This is a genomic window from Neobacillus niacini, assembly GCF_048572935.1.
GTDB lineage: Bacteria > Bacillota > Bacilli > Bacillales > Cytobacillaceae > Neobacillus > Neobacillus niacini.
Map to the genome: position 1 here is coordinate 1,341,430 of NZ_CP183883.1, position 18,661 is coordinate 1,360,090.

Here is an 18,661-nt window from a genome sequence, read left to right on the forward strand (position 1 = left end):
ACGGAATACCTCCCCTTATTTTAAAGGAAATAGGGGTATTCCCCAATTTAAACGGAATTTCTCCGTTTATTTTCAAACGCATTGAAATCACATAACAGAGCCTTTATATTGGGCTTAATAGAAAGACTTAATTACAAGTTTCACCCAATAAATATAAGGGTACTGTATGGATGAGGAGTTGATAATAATGAGTAAAAAAATTGCTGTTTTAGTAACGAATGATTTTGAGGATTCCGAATATCTCGAACCTGTACAGGCCTTTAAGGAAAAGGGGCATGAGGTAACCACCATCGAGATGAAAAAGGGAAAAACCGTGAAAGGAAAGCAGGGGAAAAGCGAAGTCGTTATTGATGAAAGCATTGATGATGTATCCCATGGAGAATTTGATGTACTTTTCATTCCAGGCGGATTCTCACCGGATATTCTTCGTGCTGACGAGCGTTTTGTTCGTTTCGCAAAAGCATTTATGGATGCTAAAAAACCTGTATTAGCCATTTGTCATGGACCTCAGCTGCTTATTACAGCGAAAACGCTTGAAGGGCGTGACGTAACAGGCTATAAATCCATTCATGTTGATCTAGAAAATGCTGGCGCTAATTTACATGACAAGGAAGTAGTTGTTTGCCAGAACCAGCTGGTCACAAGCAGACAGCCGGAAGATATACCGGCATTTGTACAAGAATCCTTAAGAGTAATAGGATAACAGATAGGCAGAAGGGGCTCCTTCTGCCTATCTGTTGGGGTCAGAACCCCGTTAAGTACGTATTTCAAAGTCAATCTAGTTTTTTGATGATAGGTATGAAATCTGTGAGATGTTGCCATAATTGTGGATAGAATGATCAACCTTTCAAAGAGAGTACGTTCATCTTAGGTTGGTGGTTGAATATTTACTTAGGGGTGATTTTATGGCAATGCAGCGCACATTTATTATGGTAAAACCTGATGGAGTGAAACGACAGTTAATAGGAGAAATCATAAAGCGCTTTGAGCAAAAGGGATTTAGTCTATTACATGCCGAGCTTATGACTGTGGACCGTACAAAAGCTGAATACCATTATATGGAACATCAAGACAAGCCGTTTTTCGGTGAGTTAGTGGACTTTATTACATCTGGACCCGTTTTTGCAATGGTCTGGGAAGGGGAAAATATCATTGAAGTTTCCCGGCTTATGATTGGAAAGACAAGTCCATTGGAAGCAGCGCCGGGTACTATCCGTGGGGACTTTGCGTTTACAAAAGAAGAAAATGTAATCCATGGTTCAGATTCTCGCTTAAGTGCAGAACGGGAAATTGAAAATTTCTTTGGTTTATTGAATAGGCATACCTTAAAGAATGATTTTCCATTCGAAGACAGACAATCTAGTTGATTTTTCGTACCAGCCAATTGGCTGGTATTTTTAATGTTGCTTCCCGCTGAGGATGTGTAAAAAGCAGCCTGATTAGGTTTAGGTTTGAATCAGGCTGGTTCTTCTTGCAGTGATAGGGACTAGTAGCCAAGTAAAAATATGTCTTTTTATATGAAAATGATATTAGTAATCTCGGCCCTTTCCAGAATCAGTGAGATCGTTTAGCTGTTCAGGATAGGGTTGAAAAATGGTTTGATCTAATAAATAGTTGGCCTTGAAACGAACTGCCCAGGAGTTTAATACCATTAAGGGATTGCTAAGCGGGATCCTTTTTTCACGATATTTTTCAATTAAGGTTAGTAGGAATGCCTTTTCTTCAGGCAGAAGCTGTTTAGAAAAATGACCCAATATGTGGTACAGGGCATTGATGTTTGATTTAACCGATCGAGAGTGTTCTAAAAGTTCATGTAACTTTTGTTCGTATAAGTCAAAAATATTCTCCAGGCTTTGGTTTTCGCCATTTGAAACGATTCGTCCCAGTTCTTTTTGTTTTTGTTGATGATAGGCCATAAATAAGTATTTATTTTCACTCTGAAACTGCACTAGAGCCTGAATGCTTTTTTGTTTTTTCCTTTCTCTAAACGAGGCAAGTAGGAAAAGTTTTGTAAGGAAATTTTCTCGAATGAGATAATTCCTAAGTCTGCCTTCATCCATAATAGCCAAATGATGTTGGCTGTCCACGATCTTTCTTGCAAAAACCCCAGCCGTTTTTCCGGTAACCATTCCTTTTTCAGAATAGACCTTACTATCTTTTATTCCACAGGTTGGCGAACGACTTTTCAATATATATCCATCAATGGGTTTGTCGGTTTTTTTGATAAAGGTTTCGGCATAGTGCTTCATAGAATCTGTTATATCTTTACCTGTAACTGGCTGGACGAGGCGAAGACCTTGTTGTTTGGACTCAACCAGACGGACAGGATTTCTAGGTGTCCCCAATCCAATGTCAGCCTCAGGACAAACGGTTATCACTTCAACATACTCTCTCAGTGTATTTAAAAAATGATCTTGAATGATATCTCCATTAAAGCGGCAGGCGTCAAAGCCCAAACATCTGCTAACTACAACAACAGGTTTTATGAATTGATTCATCTATTCATCACCTTATCAATGGAATTGTGATTCATACAATGATTCCCAATTTGAATCCGTTAAATAAGAAACAGATGGTGTATTTGTTCGCTGACTTCTAAGAACACCTTTACCACCGATGGCAAATTTTAAATTGGTATTCGTTTCTAAACAAGCTTGAATCCATTTTTCTACTCTCACCAAAGCAGCAGAATTGGTAATGGAAATGGCGATGATAGAAAGCTTCTTGGATTCAATTAAATCCAATAACCCATCAAAAGGGGTATTCGGCCCTAAATAAATCACTTCATTTCCCTTTTTACGAAGGAATAGGCTAAACAACATCAGTCCAATATGATGATCTTCACCCTCAGGACAAAACGCTACTATTTTGGGCAGCGACTTGTTTACAGGCAGTATCCTTAAAAACTGAGCAAACCGGTTCATGACAAATTGAGAGGCAAAGTGTTCGTGAGCAACCGTAATCTTGCCATTTTCCCAGTCATCACCAATTTGATAAAGTATTTCTGCCAAAATGTGATGAAAAACATCTTCGTAGTCGAATAAAGAAAAAGCTAATTCAATGATGTTGTTAGCTTCTTGCGTATTCATTTCAATGAGCGACTGATACAATGTTGCTTTTATGTCCTCATAAGATCGGCTAACGGTTGGGGATTCAACAGGCTTGGATGTCGACTGATTTAAAAGTTGGACAGCCTCACTAATTTTCATATCATTCTCTGTTGTTTGCTGTTTTAACCATTTTAAAATTTCTACATCCTTTTCACTGTATAAGCGGTGTCCGCCTTCCGTTCGCATAGGCTTGACTACATGATATCTGTTTTCCCAGGCTCTTATCGTTACAGAAGGTATGTCGAGTAATTGTGCCACTTTTTTGATACTGTACATCACGATCACCTCATTATAGTTATACACATTCTATACAAAAACTATATGTGATTCAAGTGTGTTAGTAATGAATAATAAGGAAAAAGGGAAGATAATTGTGGTTTTTAGAAAAAAAGTTAAAATTTTTAAAAAATTACGGTTCTATTTTGTATAGAATTCGTATAATATTAACGGTAAGTTATACAAATTCTATAAGGGGGTCATATAAATGAAAACGTTAAATCTTGTTGCTTTGGTATTAATCATTGTAGGTGGATTAAATTGGTTATTGGTTGGACTGTTTAAATGGGATTTAGTCGGGGGCATATTTGGAGGGATGGACAGCATCCTTGCAAGAATTGTCTATATCCTTGTTGGTCTTGCAGCTATCTACAGTTTTAGGCTTTTATCGACTGTTTCTAAATAATAGATGTTATTGATTTTTAGTAGCTGCCCTGTGACAGCTACTGTTTTTTTATCTGGGGGACTAGGCTGTGCTAAAGGTTTAAATAAACGGAGAAATTTCGCTTATTAGTAATTTCTAATAAAAAATAGGGTCAATAGACGGAGAGATTCCGCCTAATGACCCGAAATACGTGGAATCGGATAAGATTGCTTTGCACAACCGGAAAACCTCCCCTTATTAACCCTGAAACAGGCTTCATTCTGCATTTAACCGGAAAGTCTCCGTTTATTTTACCTTCGCTGGTTACTGGTGCGTAAATCAACAGCCATTTTATTCTTTTTATAATAATTTCACCAACAGGTTTATATAAATAAATAGCCTGCTAGCCATTCATGATACGAGGAGTGATTGTATTGAAACCAATGATTCATGTAGAGAATTTGGTTAAAACCTTTAAAGGAAATGTGGAAGCCGTAAAAGGGGTCTCATTTGATGTAGAAGATGGTGAGTTTTTTTCCTTCCTTGGACCAAATGGCGCTGGTAAATCAACTACTATACAAATGATTACCACTTTATTAAAGCCTACATCGGGCAAAGCTGAAATTGCTGGCTTCGATGTCATGAATGAGCCAGAGCAAATACGGCGTGTGATAGGAGTGGCTCTACAGGAGACGGGAATTGATCCTCAGTTGACGGCTCGTGAACTTTTGGAGATTCAGGGAAAATTATTTGGTTTTTCGTCAAGCATGGCGAGGAAGAGAGCCGACGAATTATTAGAGCTTGTAGGTTTAACGGAAGCTGCCGCTAGAAAATGTGGAAAGTACTCAGGCGGGATGCGGAGACGGCTAGACTTAGCATTAACCCTTGTTCACACTCCAAAGGTTTTATTTTTAGATGAACCGACGACAGGGCTTGATCCCTATAACAGAAAACTCATCTGGGAAGAAATCCGTTCTCTAAATAAAGAAAGAGGCACGACCATCTTTTTGACAACCCAATATCTCGAGGAAGCGGATGAATTGGCAGATCGTATTTCGATTATTAACGAGGGAAAAATCGTTGCCTCTGGGACCCAAGAAAACTTAAAAGCATCAATTGGCAGAGATGTTATTGATTTAGTTTTTACAACAGAAGCGGAAGCAATGCGTGCGTCACTATTGCTCGAACGATTAGCAGGTGACAAGCAACATACAGGGCCAGAACTCCGGTTGTTTGTGGAGAAGGGGACAGCCAAATTGCCAGAAATGATTCGTCTGTTAGATCAGGAATCGATGACTCCTATTACTCTGAATGTATCTCCTCCTTCTTTGGATGATGTCTTTTTGAACTTGACTGGCCATTCCATTCAAACCGCAAAAATAAAGGGAGAGGAGTCCTATGTATGAAAATATTTATAACGCACACGTTGCTTTTTACGAAAAGGAGTTTATTGAATACGATTCGGAACCCTTTCGCTTTCATTCCAAATATGGTCATTAGTCTTTTCTTTCTATTTGTCTATCAAGCTGGATTAAGTGGGATTGCAAATCTCCCGGCATTTGGCGGTGCTAGTTATTTAGCATTTATTTTGCCTGTATCGATTGTTTCTGGGGCCATTGGTGGTGCAGGAGGTGCGGGGCAGTCGCTTATTACAGATTTGGAAAACGGCTATTTTTCTAGGCTTTTGTTAACACCGGCATCACGACTTGCCATTGTTTTGGGTCCCATTATTGCAGGGATGCTTCAACTTCTTGCTCAAACGGTTCTTATATTACTCATTGGATTCATCATGGGTCTAAAAGTGGTAACAGGCTTCGGAGGGGTTGTCGTTGTACTTCTTCTAGCAGTGGGATGGGGCCTTGCGTTTGCGGGCTATTCCGTTGGATTTGCTCTTCGAACGAAAAATGCTCAAGCTGCACAGGCAGGGACCTTTATTTTCTTCCCGCTTTTATTCCTGAGCACGACCTTTGTCCCTTATGAGCTAATTGAGGCAAGCTGGCTAAAAACAGCCGCATTAATCAATCCGACGACTTATGTCTTTGAAGGCATGCGTGCCGTCATGATCAATGGCTGGGGTGGTAGTGATATTTGGAAGGCCTTTATTGTCATTATTTTATTCTGCGCTGCTACCATTAGTTTTGCTGCTTTTAGTGCTAGGCAAGCTGTGAGTAGAGGATAGGGTTTTATAGGGCGAATTGGGATCACATCTGCAACGAAGGTTTAAGGGAAAAGTATAAAAAAACCAGCCTGACACGGTTTGAAATCAGGCTGGTTCTTCAAGGTTAGGGCGGATCCTAGTTCAAATCATTTAGTCTTTGACAATAGGCTGATCAACAAGGTCGGAGTCGAGGGTGGTGGTTGAATTTTGTCCAGTTAAGGTGTTGTTTTGGACCCCTGTATTACTGGAACCGGAACCAACAAATGTTTTTGACGAACTTTTTGGGGAGATGAATAACGTATCGCCAAAATTAATGATACCGCCACTGACGTTATCAATCTTTAAGTTCCCTGGAATAATGGTCATACAGAACATCCTTTACCGTTTAATAATTCAATGTATGTAAAATTCCCACATATAGTGCTTTGGGCAGATAGGAATACAAGGGAGACGGATTTTTAATGACAATTATTGCAGTCCTTTATTTAGGGAAACCCTTAATGTTACTGGATTTATACTCAAGCTAATTAAACGATTAGTTGGTAATAGAACTTGACGATATTTGCGGAAAATTGTATTTTATCCGTTTTTATTGTTGATTTTGAAGATAATTTCTAAAAGTCACAAACATTATTCGACGATTATTTTTTATGAAAATAGGAAAAAGTTCAATGATAAGTTGGATTATCCACGATTTAATCAAACGTTTAATTAGTAAATTTCGAGTTAACTAATCGATTGATTAAAATAGCAATAAATGCTGTTAAGCCTGAGATTATCCCCCTAGTTGGTAAAGAAACATGTCGTAAAGACGATCTAGTAAAAAGTGAAAGGTTTGGATGTAAAAGAAGGGGGATTTTTGCATTTTGTGTGCTAGATTCCCTTATCTTGGTAACTTGGAACCACTTTTCCGTTCGGTTTCTTTCATTCCTAATTCTCTCGCTCACAGGGTCATTTAATCATAATTAATGAGTGAAAAGGGAAAAGTATTATTTGGTGTTTAAACACCACAACTTCGATGTGGAGGGATATTCATGAATATTCGCGAGGGCTTGATTCCAACGGTATTAGGTACGGCGGTAACGGCAACTGGATATGCCTTAAAACAAAAACGAGGTTCCAACAAAATGATAGCAAATACGGTTTTCGGATTCGGTCTTGCTCACATTGTGTTAGGGGCCATCGATCTTGTGGAACATCGACGTTAGGTTAAAGGCGGGCACTATGGAGTGCTCGTCTTTTCATGCTGGGGTCTGACCCCTAGCACTGAGTGTTAGGCGGAGAAATTCCGCTTAATTCGTAATTTGTATTAAAAAAGGCATAAATAGACGGAGGAGTTCCGACTATTGACTCGAAAACCGCGAAAATGGGTGGTTTTGCTTTGATTAAGCGAAAAACCTCCGCTTATTTCACCCGATACGAGCTCCATTCTTCGGTTAACCGGAAAATCTCCGCTTGTTTCACTTTTGCTGGTTACTCGATTAAGGACAAGACATATTAACAAAGAGAAACCGATTTTTGTGCAAAAAGGGAACCAAAATGCCGTTCTAGCCTAATGCCTCTCTTAAGGATGGAGCGGATTAATATAAGTGTTCTTATTAGAAATAGGATAATGTTGACAAATTTAATAAATCTACTAAACTAAAAATAGTTCTATCCTCAAATTCTCCTTTTATAATTCTCCAAGTCTTTATTTGCCTTTTAATTTCTCCAATAACAATTTAAGCAACCACTACTCTTTGATTTTACAGATATTCCCTAGTTCAAACGAATAAATAATCGAGATGATTTATTATGTACGTAGATTAACAGCCAATGTTACTAATTTTCTTCTTATGAAATAGGAGATACTATTTGGCAACTCACTTTGAAAGTAGAATAAATTGAGGAAAGAACGGCTTCCACTAGGCTAGCTGTATTAAATGGTTTATGGAAGTAATACAAGTAGGAGGAGAGATGCAATGGGTTTTGAAGAAGAATACCAGGCCTTTATGAATGCTCACTCGCAAGAAAGAAACGGTGAACGGTTGCGGCGCTTACAAGAAGGCCCCCATCATGCTGAAAAGTCGTTTTTGAAGCAAGTCTGGTGGCCCGCATTCCACCACTTTCGGTATCTGCATCCAGAATATGAAGTTGATGATTTCAGAGATGGAAAAAGGTATTTGGATTTTGCTTATATTCGTCCCGCCATCCGGATTTGCTTTGAGATTGACGGATTCGGCCCCCATTTAAAGAACATAAGCAGATGGCAATTTTCCGACAGTCTGGAACGTCAAAACCAATTGGTGATTGACGGATGGACCGTGATCCGATTTTCTTATGACCAAGTTAACGAGCAGCCTCGTCGATGCCAACAAATTGTTCAGCAAGTGATTGGCCGATGGCTGGGTGATGAACTGGATCAGACCGCTCTGTCCTTTGCAGAAAAGGAAGTGCTTCGGCTGGCGATACGAAAAGGAGAAGTCATATCTCCTAGAGAAGTTCAGGATTATTTGAAGCTAAGTGACAAGACGGTAAAAAAAGTACTTTCTCAACTAGTCGATAAGAAACTACTGAATCCGGCATCTGGAATCGTGAGGATTCACTCTTATCGGTTGGGGGATCAGGTTAAGCAACCGATCTGATAGATAGACGGAGAAATTCCTATTAATTAGTAAATGGGAATCAAAATAGCATGAATAGACGGAGGAGTTCCGACTATTGACTCGAAAAACGTGAAAATGGGTAATTCTGCTTGGCATAATCGGAAAACCTCCTCTTATATACCTCGAATCCACCTCTATTCTAAATTTAACCGAAGAATCTCCGCTTATTACTTTTACCATCCCCGAAGTTTGGGGCCAGACCCCATTCTCTTGATCTGATAAATAATCGGAGAAATTCCTATTAATTAGTAAATGGGACTCAAAATAGCATGAATAGACGGAGGAATTCCGACTATCGACTCGAAAACCGCGAAAATGGGTGATTCTGCTTGGCATAATCGGAAAACCTCCTCTTATATACCTCGAATCCACCTCTATTCTGAACTTAACCGGAAAATCTCCGCTTATTACTTTTACCATCCCGGAAGTTTGGGGTCAGACCCCATTCTATTGCTCTGATAAATAATCGGAGAAATTCCTCTTAATTAGTAAATGGGAATCAAAATAGCATGAATAGACGGAGGAATTCCGCCTATCGACTCGAAAACCGCGAAAATGGGTGATTCTGCTTGGCATAATCGGAAAACCTCCTCTTATATACCTCGAATCCACCTCTATTCTAAATTTAACCGAAGAATCTCCGCTTATTACTTTTACCATCCCCGAAGTTTGGGGCCAGACCCCATTCTATTGCTCTGATAAATAATCGGAGAAATTCCTCTTAATTAGTAAATGGGAATCAAAATAGCATGAATAGACGGAGGAGTTCCGCCTATTGACTCGAAAATCGTGAAAATGGTTGATTCTGCTTGGCATAATCGGAAAACCTCCCCTTATATACCTCGAATCCACCTCTATTCTGAACTTAACCGGAAAATCTCCGCTTATTACTTTTACCATCCCGGAAGTTTGGGGTCAGACCCCATTCTATTGCTCTGATAAATAATCGGAGAAATTCCTCTTAATTAGTAAATGGGACTCAAAATAGCATGAATAGACGGAGGAATTCCGCCTATCGACTCGAAAAACATGAAAATGGGTGATTCAGCTTGGCATAATCGGAAAACCTCCCCTTATATACCTCGAATCCACCTCTATTCTGAACTTAACCGGAAAATCTCCACTTATATTTTCACTATCCTTTGACCCTTGCCGCATACAGCAAGGGTTTTTCCCTATACAGCAAATTCTGTCGGATTTTGACCAAAAGATAGAATTGACTTAACTAAATATTCAGAATAAACTTAACCTATCCGATAGGTTGACAGTCATAGAGCATACAAAATTAATTCTTAGAAGGTGACAGTCATGAAGAGTATTAAAAAGGTTTCCATGCATGAGATGATCGCGGATGAAATCAAAAGATTTATTCGCGAACATCAATTAAAGAGGGGAGATAAACTTCCATCCGTAGCAGAATTAACATCTATCCTCGGTGTGAGCCGTTCGAGTATCCGCGAGGGCTTACGGTTCCTTGAAGGCTTTGACATCATTGAAGTTCAAAATGGAAAAGGAATTTTTGTTAAAGATGGTGATGCCTTAAAAATTGAGGCGAAAATCGATGTGGAGCAGGAAAAAAACTCTCTTTTACATATTAGTGAGCTGCGGAGAGCACTAGAGGGGAAGGCGGTGGAGTTAGCTGCCATCAGGGCCTCTGAAGCGGAGATTGAAGAAATGGATCGGATACTGACGGAAGTTATTGCTCTAAAGGATGCCGGACTAGACTCCTCTGAAGTAGATTGGGAGTTTCATAAAGCCATTTATCGGGCGTCACATAACCCGCTATTAGAGAGTGTCGCTGAATCCGTCTCTGACACGTTTAACCGGCTTTGGAGCAAACCCTTTGGTATTGTCCATATTTTTACAGATACAATCCCTTTTCATCGGACCATGCTTGATGGAATTAAGGACCGAGACCCTGCTTATGCGTTACAAGAGTTTAATAAATTTATAGACATCGTAGAAGATACTCTGCGAAAAATATAGGAAAGAAGGAATAGGCATGACGAAACAGTCCTCAAATGAACATATCGTCACTCATCTCGGTGATGAATATGAGCGGTTTCATGGAGCAGTGGTTCCGCCCATCTATCAGAATTCGCTGTTTGTATTTGAAAACTTCGAACAGCTTGCAGAAGCGATGAAAGATGAGCAAAGCAGTTACCTGTACTGGCGCGGTACCAATCCAACCGTTGAAATTGTGGAGAAGAAATTGGCTGCACTGGAAAAAGGGGAGAGGTGTAAGTTGTTTGCCTCAGGGATGGCTGCCATCTCATCAGCAATCTTAACCTTTTTACAATCAGGCGATCATGTTTTAAGTATCAGCAATATATACGGTCCAACAACGAAGTTCTTTACCTATATTGAAAAATTCGGCATCTCTCACACGAATACCCTCAACACAGACCTCGAGGCAATCGAGTCATTGATTCGCCCCAACACCAAAGTAATCTACCTAGAAAGTCCGACGACCATGTCCTTTAAACTTGTTCATTTAAAAGCAATTGCAGCCCTAGCCAAGCAGCGTGGGATTAAAACCATTATTGATAATACCTGGGCTACACCTATTTTTCAAAATCCGATTACCTATGGAATTGATATCGTTGTCCATTCTGTTTCGAAGTATTTAGGCGGACATAGTGACCTTGTTGGCGGAGCCTTAATTACGAGCAAGGAGATTATGGATCATCTGTTTTATCATGAGTATCAGCTGTTTGGTGGTGTCATGCCGCCGTATGAAGCATGGCTTTTAATGCGCGGGCTTCGGACCCTGCCGATTCGGATGAAGGCACATCAGGAAAGCGGGTTGAAAATCGCTTCCTTTTTAGAAAAAAATCCTGCTGTCAAACGGGTAAATTACCCTGGATTAGAGAGCTCTCCAGATTACAGGCTTGGAAAAGAGCAGCTAAAAGGCTATACAGGCTTGATGAGCTTTGAACTCAAGAATAACACGTATGAATCTGTTCGGAAGGTGGTTAATAGCCTAAACCATTTTCAAATCGGTGTTTCCTGGGGTGGTTTTGAAAGTCTCGTAATTTCACCGAACTATGGCTATAACGTCGAGCAATTAGTGAAAGGCGGGTTGGACCCGGGCTTGATCCGAATTTCGGTCGGTTTAGAGAATGTCGATGAGTTACTCGAAGATTTAGAGGCAGCATTAAAGCTTGTTTAATTATTGGTATAAAAGGGGGCGGCCCCTTTTGTATATAATACAAACATTTCAAGGGGGAGTATGTTGATGCTTCATCTCAAAAAGGGATTTTGGGTTCTTGTTTCATTCATGTTGTTTGTGGGCATCTTGGCAGGCTGCACGAGTTCAGAGGTAGATAACTCTAGTGAGAAAGAGGATAAAGACGGAAAAGTCACATTAAGGATGATTGAAAGTATTACAAGCCCAGCCAGAACGACACTTTTAAAAGAAATGATTGCTAAATTTGAAGAGGAAAATCCGAACATTAAGGTGGAATTGATTTCTCCTCCTTTGCAAAGCGCGGATGAAAAAATCACACAAATGCTCATGGCAAAAGAGGATATTGATGTATTAGAAGTACGTGAGCAGACGGTTAAGAATTGGGCCGCTAACCAATTTATTGAAGACCTATCCTCCTATACAAGCAAGTGGGAAGACTGGAATTCGTTAACGGAAACAATTAAGCATGGAGCAACAGCTGTTGACGATAAACCTTATTATATTCCTTACGGTGTATATGAAAAAACGTTATTCTATCGGAAGGATTGGTTTGAAGAAGCTGGAATTGAGGTTCCGGAAACGTGGGATGAGTTAGTAGACGCAGCAATTAAATTAACCGACCCTTCAAAGAATCGCTATGGCTATAGCTTCCGTGGCGGTGCAGGCTCTTCGGATTATATTGAATTTATGACATGGTCATTCCTCGGGGAAAAGATCGCGACAAAGGACGCGTATTTCACAAATGATGGTAAGGTCATGTTTGATACACCAGAAGCCATGCAGGTGCTCGATACCTTTGTAGAAGTATATAAGAAAGCTTCTCCTCCTGATTCGATCAGCTGGAGCTACCCGGAAATGGTTCAAGGCTTTACTTCTGGAATGACTGCGATGTTAATTCAGGATCCAGAGGTCATTGTAACCGCTGCAGAAAATATGAAAGAAGGAACATGGGATACAGCTCCACTGCCTAAAGGAACTCCATCAGGGGTGGCACAGCAGTCGGCAGGAACAGCAGGCTGGGGAATCGGTGCTTTCTCCAAGCATAAGGAAGAGGCATGGAAGCTTGTATCATTCTTATCAAGTCCTGAACAAAATTTATTTTTCGCCAAGGAAAACTCACTTATTCCGATTCATTTAAGTGCTGGTGACGATCCGTATTTCAAAGAGGGCTACTTTAGCTCTTACATTGAAATGAGTGCGAAGCCAGAAGAATTCTTAATTGCTGATCGTCCTGTCCACTATAAGGGCTATGCGGAATACCGTGCTTTAGCTGAAAAGGATATACAGGCTCTGTTATTAGATAAGCTATCAAAAGAAGATGTATTAGCAAAGTGGACTGATTTTTGGAAAAAGGAAAAAGAAAATCATAAATAAAGAAAATGGAGGGCAGTGGGGAAGACTGCTGCCCTTGTTTCTTTTTTCGGAGAGGAGAATATGAAACTTGAAAATACAAACTGAAACTGTTACAGAAAGAGGCTTGCCATTGTTTCGTATGTCAAAACATGGTCTTTTCATATTCCTTTGTTTACTCCCAGCCATTATACTTGTTTCGATCTTCACCTATTATCCCTTGTTAAAAGGGGTGATTATGGCGTTTCAAAATTATTCGGCCTATGATTTAATGAACATTCGATTTATCGGTCTAGAAAACTTTAAAACCATCATGGCTGATATAGGCTTTAAAGAGTCACTCGTTAATAGTTTATATTGGGTCTTTTTTTCGTTAATTCCTCAATTCTTCATTGGATTTATCGTCGCCTTGATGTTGAGAAGGAAGTTCAAGGGGAGAGGGGTTTACCAAGCCTTTATCTTTTTTCCATGGGCGATGTCGGGTTTTTTAATCGGGTTGATTTGGCGCTGGATGCTGAATGGACAAGGCGGGGTGATTAATGACCTGTTGATGAAGGTTGGACTCATTGATAGTGCGATCCCTTTCTTGGCGGATCCCACCTGGGCGATGGTTTCCGTTATTGTTGCAAATGTCTGGTACGGGATTACCTTCTTCGCGATTATGATTTTAGCTGCCTTACAATCCATCCCGGAAGAATTGTTTGAAGCAGCAAAGATTGATGGTGCCGGTTATTTCCAACAGCTTTTTAACATTACCGTCCCATATATTTTACCAACACTGATTGTCACCACGTTGCTCCGAGTCATTTGGATCTTAAATTTTCCTGATTTAATCTACTCACTGACAAACGGTGGACCTGCCGGTTCAACACATATTCTATCTACCTATATGCTGGAGAAAATCATGTTTGGACAAAACTACGGACAAGCGGCTGCTGTTGGAGTTATTATCATTTTTATTTTAATTTTCTTTTCCATTTTTTATCTGCTAGCAACGAAATTCAATAAAGCGGGTGATTTTTAATGATGAGACTAATAAACTGTAAACTGTTGATTAAGGTTGTTTTCTTATCCTTATTTCTCGTCTTCACGGTGTTCCCGCTGTATTGGATTTTCGTTACTTCATTAAAACCGTCGAATGAAATGTTTACCATCCCTATCCAATACTGGCCGGAAAACGTTACATTCGAAAACTACATTAATATCATTAAGATTTCAAACTTCGATGTTTATATTATGAATAGTTTGATTCTCTCCTTGATTGCAGGTGTTATTTCCTTAATTATTGCAACACTTGGCGGTTATGTTCTAGCCCGGTTTGAGTTTAAGGGTAAAACGCAGGTAATCTTTGCTTTCTTCATTACCCAAATGATTCCCTTATTTATTGGGCTGGCGCCATTATATTTGTTAATGTCAAAGCTGGAACTGATTAATAAATTACCTTCGTTAATGCTCATGTATACGGTAATGATGGTGCCGTTTTGTACGGTTATGATGAAGGGGTTCTTTGAAAGGATTCCGTCAAGTTTGGAGGAAGCGGCCATGATGGATGGCTGTTCAAGGATAACCGCGCTATTTAAAGTGATCATTCCTGTCATGCTGCCAGGATTGGCTGCAACCTTCATCTTCGCCTTTGTACAGTGTTGGAACGAATTGTTCTTAGCGGTTATGTTCATCGATAAAGAAGAGGCCAAAACGATTCCGGTTGCCATGAACTCATTTATTACGAAATTTGATATTGATTGGGGATCGATGTCAGCCGCAACTGTATTATCTGTAATACCGACATTGTTGTTGTTCGCTTTTGCTCAGAAGTATATTGTGGAAGGGATGACACAAGGTTCTATTAAGGGGTAGTGATTGTGCTATCCCTTTTTGTCATTTTGGGGTCTGACCCCATTCTCTAAGCACCCAATAGGCGGAGAAATTCCTCTTAATCAGTAAATATGATCAAATATGGCTTCAATAGACGGAGGGATTCCGCCTATTAACTCGAAAAAGGTGAAAATGGGTGATTCTGCTTGGCATAATCGGAAAACCTCCCCTTATATACCCCGGATTCACCTCTATTTTGAATTTAACCGAAAAATCTCCTCTTATCATCCCGGAAGTTTGGGTCAGACCCCATTCTATCTAGAGCGCAAATCAACAGCATTATATAACACAGCCAAAATAAAAAATAGCCCAATCCTATATGGATTGAGCTGTTCCAACATTATTTGTTTAATACTAATTGATGGAATTGTTCCACTGTCTCAAAGTAATATTTTGATTCCAATTTCATTTGTTCTTTGATTTCCGGAATAGTGTGAGACCATCCAGCTGCCGCAAAATCAACATTACAACTCCTTGCCATCTCCAATCCAGGCTTTAGGTCATCCACCATGAGTGCTTCGGTTTCATGTAGATTAAAGCGTTTCAAGATTTCCTTTATTGGATATGGATGTGGTTTTCTTTGATGTTCAGGGAGCTCCCAACCAAAGACCGCGTCTGGCAAGAATCCGCAATGGATAGAATAATCTCTTTCAATTCGACTTCTCTCAGAATGGGAAACAACCGTCACAATTCCACCTCGTCTTTTAAACTCTTGGATGGTTTCAGTAAACATTTCATAAAAGTCTGGTACAGTTAATTCCGTATATTTTTTCCACACCTCTTGTTGATGTTGTTGCTCTGCGTTTGTAAATTTTATAATATCTTTACATAAAGAAGAAAAACCTGGATTAAAACAGTATCTAACAAACTCTTCGAGGTGAATAGGTTCCTCATTTGGCCGTAAATTTTTAAGAGCTTCTACAAATGATGGATAATGTATATCTGGAGTGCTTTTTACCGCTGTATCATCGTGGTCTAAGATTAAACATTTATATTTTAAAGTCATTTAATATCCCCCAATATGAACCTCTAGTATTTTGATATTCTACCATAATTTCACTAAAACTATTAAAAGCCTTCTTATATATTAAACAGTATTTATTTGATTCAGATTTGCAGGTAAAAATTACATTTTATAACGTTAGCGGTAACGAACGGAATCCGTTATTTTAATTTGCCTTCGTTTCTTTCAACTTCCTTATTGCCCCTGATTTCCACTGCTTAACGGCTGAAACCGAAACTTTCTCTCTTTCCGCTAATTCCTTAATGGATAGTTGGCCGATAGACATAGCCATTACCCATTTCGCTTCTTTTTCCGTTAGACCATTACAATAATCTTTAATGGTTTCCGTCTCAAGATAAAGAGATTCCTGCCCCTCAATCGTTTCCCAGTATTCCTCCTTTGGATGAATAAGTCTTTCATTAACTTGGTTGTTTTTCGACATTTGCGTTAACATTTTTCCTTTGATGTAGGTGTAAGCGTAATTTGAAAAGCTGCCTTTTCTTTCATCAAAGGACTGACTAGCTTCCCAAAGTCCAATTAACCCCGTCTGATAGAATTCATCTTCATTTTTATAGATGTGCAGGGTTTGAATAATCTTATGAATCATGGGCTGATACTGTACAACTAACTCGTCAAAGCTCTCCACTGGTAAGATCCTTCAGGCAGCGCGCTTCCGATTTATTCCTAGGTAGCTCTACCTTAATCCATTCATAGGAAACCTTCGAATCAGGGAAAAATGAATTTAACAGTAAAAAATAGATTTAAACCGTGAAATTCTCTTCAAATTGGAACAAACAACACTTAAATAGGATTTGTTTTTTTAAAAGTATAAGAGTTTTAACTAATCGTTATTAGATTTTTACCAAATGCTCCTAAAACTAGGTTTAATCCTTCTTTGTAAGGGGAATATTGTCGAGTGGGATTCTAGTAAAAGGGGGGAGGAGTCCTAACTAAAGAATAAAATGCCTTGCTGCTATAAACTGGCAAGGTGGGGATGAAGATGTATAAAAACAGTCATTCCTGTTTTATACATATGGGAGTAAAACAAAGCGTTTAAAATATCCAAGTAATTTTGGGGGATACCTAAAAGTTAAAAGAATAAGAGATTCATATAATAATTGTTTCCTATACTTTTCACAAAAACTGACAATTTTCACATATTTCGTTTGAGAAAACTAGCAAATTATGTTATCTTTTATAGATACATAAATATAAAATAGAGGGTGAAGAGATGAATTTTAAGTCAACTTTGAAAAAGGGTTCTGTGATTGCAGCACTTAGTTTGGGTTTAACTGCATTTGCTGCGGTTCCAAGTAATGCTGTTTTAGCAGCAGGAAATACAGATTCTCAAGCACAGAAATTGGTAGATTCTTTAAAGGCATTAAATATTGCAGAGGTAGATTATTTATATGCTTACTTGCAATCTATCACGTTAAGTGACGCCGAGTATAAAGGAATTCTTGACAATACTCAAAAGGTGAGCCAGATCTTAAAGGGTGCAGCGAATCCAGAAGATCTGCCTAATGCACAAAAGGTAGAAGTAGCACGTTTATTCTTAGAGAGCGTGAAACTAGCACACCTTCAAGCGGCTATTACAGATGAAAAAGGGAATCCAATTGATATCACAACGTATAAGGCTGGATCTTCCACACTTGTTATTCAATTAAAAGATCTAAATGGTAACGTACTTGCAGTCGTGAATCCGAAGAAGGAAGATTTAAATCTAACTGTTATTCAATCGAAATTGAATGCATTAAAAAATGCTGTACAAGCTAAAAAACAATTAGATAAAAAAGGGACATTCGTTCCAATGCCAAATGCTCCACTTCCTAACACAGACAGCAACACCGTAGATTACATGGCACTAGGCGGATTATTAATTCTATTAGGCGGAGTTGCAGCTGTTCCGGCGGTACGTTTGGTACGCAAATCCGAAATCGAAGCATAAGAAACCATGGAAAAAATAAGAAAGAAAAAGCGGAAAAAGAAGTGGTATCAGAAGTGGAAATGGGTACTGCTTAGTTTTCCAATTTTACTGATTGCAGCCGGTGTTGGCATTGTTGCTTATTTTGGATGGGATTTATCAAAACAGACAGTCTTATTAGCGCACCAAGTAGTTGATGAATACGAACCAGAATTGCCTAATCAGACATTTGACCAGCCATGGCCAAAACTGCCAGATCCAGGTTCATCAATCGGTGAATTACAGTTCACTACGATTGATTTAAATGTTCCTGTTGTTCAGGGCACCCATGACAATGAGTTGAAAAAAGGCGCTGGCCATTTTGCCGGCAGCGCTCTGCCAGGTCAAGGCGGCAATGTCATCTTAAGCGGACACCGGGATACTGTATTTCGGAAGCTCGAACACCTAAAAGTGGGTGAGCAGCTGACCTTCAGTACTCCGTATGGTGATTTCGTTTATGAAACCACAGACTTCAAAATCGTCCCAGCTGACGATATGACGGTTATGGTACCAACTGATTATGAAACTCTTACATTAACAACGTGTTATCCATTTGATTTTATAGGGGATGCACCAGATCGTTATGTCGTTTATACGAAGTTGGTTTCTAGTCCGATTATTGCAAGTAACTAAAAGAAGCAGCCCGATGAATTTGTTCATTGGGCTGCTTCTTTTTATGGCTTTGTTATTATTCATCGTTGATTTTCGTATAGGAATAGAACTCATA

General features: G+C 39.3%; 19 protein-coding genes. 14 read left to right on the top strand and 5 right to left on the bottom strand.

The window, feature by feature from the left end; all coding sequences use genetic code 11:
* The first annotated feature begins 187 nt into the window (after nucleotides 1–187).
* Complete coding sequence (locus tag ACN6MT_RS06455; protein WP_419955192.1) at nucleotides 188–703, top strand: type 1 glutamine amidotransferase domain-containing protein; 516 nt, start codon at nucleotides 188–190, stop codon at nucleotides 701–703.
* 208 nt (nucleotides 704–911) lie between these two features.
* Nucleotides 912–1,367: a nucleoside-diphosphate kinase gene (ndk, locus tag ACN6MT_RS06460; protein WP_419956393.1), complete on the top strand. Its 456-nt coding sequence runs from the start codon at nucleotides 912–914 to the stop codon at nucleotides 1,365–1,367.
* A 162-nt stretch (nucleotides 1,368–1,529) separates the two neighbouring features.
* Here ndk and ACN6MT_RS06465 read toward each other — a convergent pair whose 3' ends face one another.
* Nucleotides 1,530–2,498, bottom strand: a complete 969-nt coding sequence (locus ACN6MT_RS06465; RefSeq protein ID WP_419955193.1) for a YbgA family protein — start codon at nucleotides 2,496–2,498, stop codon at nucleotides 1,530–1,532.
* Between the two features lie 15 nt (nucleotides 2,499–2,513).
* The gene (locus ACN6MT_RS06470; protein ID WP_419955194.1) at nucleotides 2,514–3,386 is read right to left on the bottom strand and encodes a MerR family transcriptional regulator; all 873 of its coding nucleotides are present in this window, start codon (nucleotides 3,384–3,386) and stop codon (nucleotides 2,514–2,516) included.
* Nucleotides 3,387–3,594: 208 nt separating this feature from the next.
* Here ACN6MT_RS06470 and ACN6MT_RS06475 point away from each other — a divergent pair, with 208 nt between their 5' ends.
* The 3 genes from ACN6MT_RS06475 (at nucleotide 3,595) to ACN6MT_RS06485 (ending at nucleotide 5,929) form a co-directional block, all read left to right on the top strand.
* Nucleotides 3,595–3,792 (top strand): DUF378 domain-containing protein, encoded by a 198-nt coding sequence (locus ACN6MT_RS06475; RefSeq protein WP_419955195.1) that lies wholly within the window; start codon nucleotides 3,595–3,597, stop codon nucleotides 3,790–3,792.
* Nucleotides 3,793–4,193: 401 nt separating this feature from the next.
* Nucleotides 4,194–5,156, top strand: coding sequence for an ATP-binding cassette domain-containing protein (locus ACN6MT_RS06480; RefSeq protein ID WP_419956394.1), 963 nt, complete (start codon nucleotides 4,194–4,196; stop codon nucleotides 5,154–5,156).
* Nucleotides 5,153–5,929, top strand: coding sequence for an ABC transporter permease (locus ACN6MT_RS06485; RefSeq protein WP_419955196.1), 777 nt, complete (start codon nucleotides 5,153–5,155; stop codon nucleotides 5,927–5,929). The genes ACN6MT_RS06480 and ACN6MT_RS06485 overlap by 4 nt, the downstream gene beginning before the upstream one ends.
* 129 nt (nucleotides 5,930–6,058) lie before the next feature.
* Here the strand turns inward: ACN6MT_RS06485 and ACN6MT_RS06490 are convergent, their stop codons facing one another.
* A complete protein-coding gene (locus ACN6MT_RS06490) occupies nucleotides 6,059–6,274 on the bottom strand; it encodes a spore germination protein (protein WP_419955197.1) in 216 nt (71 codons plus the stop codon).
* A 668-nt stretch (nucleotides 6,275–6,942) separates the two neighbouring features.
* Here ACN6MT_RS06490 and ACN6MT_RS06495 point away from each other — a divergent pair.
* From ACN6MT_RS06495 to ACN6MT_RS06525, 7 genes are all read left to right on the top strand, one after another.
* Nucleotides 6,943–7,116 carry a hypothetical protein gene (locus tag ACN6MT_RS06495; protein ID WP_063254623.1) on the top strand — a complete coding sequence of 58 codons (174 nt, stop codon included), beginning with the start codon at nucleotides 6,943–6,945 and terminating at the stop codon, nucleotides 7,114–7,116.
* A 753-nt stretch (nucleotides 7,117–7,869) separates the two neighbouring features.
* Nucleotides 7,870–8,532, top strand: coding sequence for a DNA-binding response regulator (locus ACN6MT_RS06500; protein WP_419955198.1), 663 nt, complete (start codon nucleotides 7,870–7,872; stop codon nucleotides 8,530–8,532).
* 1,329 nt (nucleotides 8,533–9,861) lie between these two features.
* Nucleotides 9,862–10,539, top strand: a complete 678-nt coding sequence (locus tag ACN6MT_RS06505; protein ID WP_063254624.1) for a FadR/GntR family transcriptional regulator — start codon at nucleotides 9,862–9,864, stop codon at nucleotides 10,537–10,539.
* Nucleotides 10,540–10,555: 16 nt separating this feature from the next.
* On the top strand, nucleotides 10,556–11,725 hold the full coding sequence (locus tag ACN6MT_RS06510; protein WP_419955199.1) for a trans-sulfuration enzyme family protein: 1,170 nt from the start codon (nucleotides 10,556–10,558) through the stop codon (nucleotides 11,723–11,725).
* Between the two features lie 66 nt (nucleotides 11,726–11,791).
* On the top strand, nucleotides 11,792–13,117 hold the full coding sequence (locus ACN6MT_RS06515) for an ABC transporter substrate-binding protein (protein ID WP_419955200.1): 1,326 nt from the start codon (nucleotides 11,792–11,794) through the stop codon (nucleotides 13,115–13,117).
* A 67-nt stretch (nucleotides 13,118–13,184) separates the two neighbouring features.
* The gene (locus ACN6MT_RS06520) at nucleotides 13,185–14,117 is read left to right on the top strand and encodes a carbohydrate ABC transporter permease (protein ID WP_419955201.1); all 933 of its coding nucleotides are present in this window, start codon (nucleotides 13,185–13,187) and stop codon (nucleotides 14,115–14,117) included.
* Nucleotides 14,117–14,950 carry a carbohydrate ABC transporter permease gene (locus ACN6MT_RS06525; RefSeq protein WP_419955202.1) on the top strand — a complete coding sequence of 278 codons (834 nt, stop codon included), beginning with the start codon at nucleotides 14,117–14,119 and terminating at the stop codon, nucleotides 14,948–14,950. Before ACN6MT_RS06520 ends, ACN6MT_RS06525 begins: the two co-directional genes overlap by 1 nt.
* A 358-nt stretch (nucleotides 14,951–15,308) precedes the next feature.
* Here ACN6MT_RS06525 and ACN6MT_RS06530 read toward each other — a convergent pair whose 3' ends face one another.
* A complete protein-coding gene (locus ACN6MT_RS06530) occupies nucleotides 15,309–15,974 on the bottom strand; it encodes an HAD family hydrolase (protein ID WP_419955203.1) in 666 nt (221 codons plus the stop codon).
* Between the two features lie 163 nt (nucleotides 15,975–16,137).
* Nucleotides 16,138–16,617, bottom strand: a complete 480-nt coding sequence (locus tag ACN6MT_RS06535; RefSeq protein ID WP_419955204.1) for a sigma-70 family RNA polymerase sigma factor — start codon at nucleotides 16,615–16,617, stop codon at nucleotides 16,138–16,140.
* A 585-nt stretch (nucleotides 16,618–17,202) separates the two neighbouring features.
* Between ACN6MT_RS06535 and ACN6MT_RS06540 the strand changes: the two genes are divergently transcribed.
* Together ACN6MT_RS06540 and ACN6MT_RS06545 are read left to right on the top strand one after the other, a co-directional pair.
* Complete coding sequence (locus tag ACN6MT_RS06540; RefSeq protein WP_419955205.1) at nucleotides 17,203–17,919, top strand: cell wall anchor protein; 717 nt, start codon at nucleotides 17,203–17,205, stop codon at nucleotides 17,917–17,919.
* Between the two features lie 6 nt (nucleotides 17,920–17,925).
* Nucleotides 17,926–18,567, top strand: a complete 642-nt coding sequence (locus ACN6MT_RS06545) for a class D sortase (RefSeq protein ID WP_419955206.1) — start codon at nucleotides 17,926–17,928, stop codon at nucleotides 18,565–18,567.
* The last annotated feature ends 94 nt before the right edge of the window (nucleotides 18,568–18,661 follow it).

Coding starts and splice junctions, on each gene's coding strand:
- ACN6MT_RS06455 (WP_419955192.1), top strand. CDS start 188: ATGAGTAAAAAAATTGCTGTTTTAGTAACGAATGATTTTGAGGATTCC.
- ndk (WP_419956393.1), top strand. CDS start 912: ATGCAGCGCACATTTATTATGGTAAAACCTGATGGAGTGAAACGACAG.
- ACN6MT_RS06465 (WP_419955193.1), bottom strand. CDS start 2,498: ATGAATCAATTCATAAAACCTGTTGTTGTAGTTAGCAGATGTTTGGGC.
- ACN6MT_RS06470 (WP_419955194.1), bottom strand. CDS start 3,386: ATGTACAGTATCAAAAAAGTGGCACAATTACTCGACATACCTTCTGTA.
- ACN6MT_RS06475 (WP_419955195.1), top strand. CDS start 3,595: ATGAAAACGTTAAATCTTGTTGCTTTGGTATTAATCATTGTAGGTGGA.
- ACN6MT_RS06480 (WP_419956394.1), top strand. CDS start 4,194: ATGATTCATGTAGAGAATTTGGTTAAAACCTTTAAAGGAAATGTGGAA.
- ACN6MT_RS06485 (WP_419955196.1), top strand. CDS start 5,153: ATGAAAATATTTATAACGCACACGTTGCTTTTTACGAAAAGGAGTTTA.
- ACN6MT_RS06490 (WP_419955197.1), bottom strand. CDS start 6,274: ATGACCATTATTCCAGGGAACTTAAAGATTGATAACGTCAGTGGCGGT.
- ACN6MT_RS06495 (WP_063254623.1), top strand. CDS start 6,943: ATGAATATTCGCGAGGGCTTGATTCCAACGGTATTAGGTACGGCGGTA.
- ACN6MT_RS06500 (WP_419955198.1), top strand. CDS start 7,870: ATGGGTTTTGAAGAAGAATACCAGGCCTTTATGAATGCTCACTCGCAA.
- ACN6MT_RS06505 (WP_063254624.1), top strand. CDS start 9,862: ATGAAGAGTATTAAAAAGGTTTCCATGCATGAGATGATCGCGGATGAA.
- ACN6MT_RS06510 (WP_419955199.1), top strand. CDS start 10,556: ATGACGAAACAGTCCTCAAATGAACATATCGTCACTCATCTCGGTGAT.
- ACN6MT_RS06515 (WP_419955200.1), top strand. CDS start 11,792: ATGCTTCATCTCAAAAAGGGATTTTGGGTTCTTGTTTCATTCATGTTG.
- ACN6MT_RS06525 (WP_419955202.1), top strand. CDS start 14,117: ATGATGAGACTAATAAACTGTAAACTGTTGATTAAGGTTGTTTTCTTA.
- ACN6MT_RS06530 (WP_419955203.1), bottom strand. CDS start 15,974: ATGACTTTAAAATATAAATGTTTAATCTTAGACCACGATGATACAGCG.
- ACN6MT_RS06540 (WP_419955205.1), top strand. CDS start 17,203: ATGAATTTTAAGTCAACTTTGAAAAAGGGTTCTGTGATTGCAGCACTT.
- ACN6MT_RS06545 (WP_419955206.1), top strand. CDS start 17,926: ATGGAAAAAATAAGAAAGAAAAAGCGGAAAAAGAAGTGGTATCAGAAG.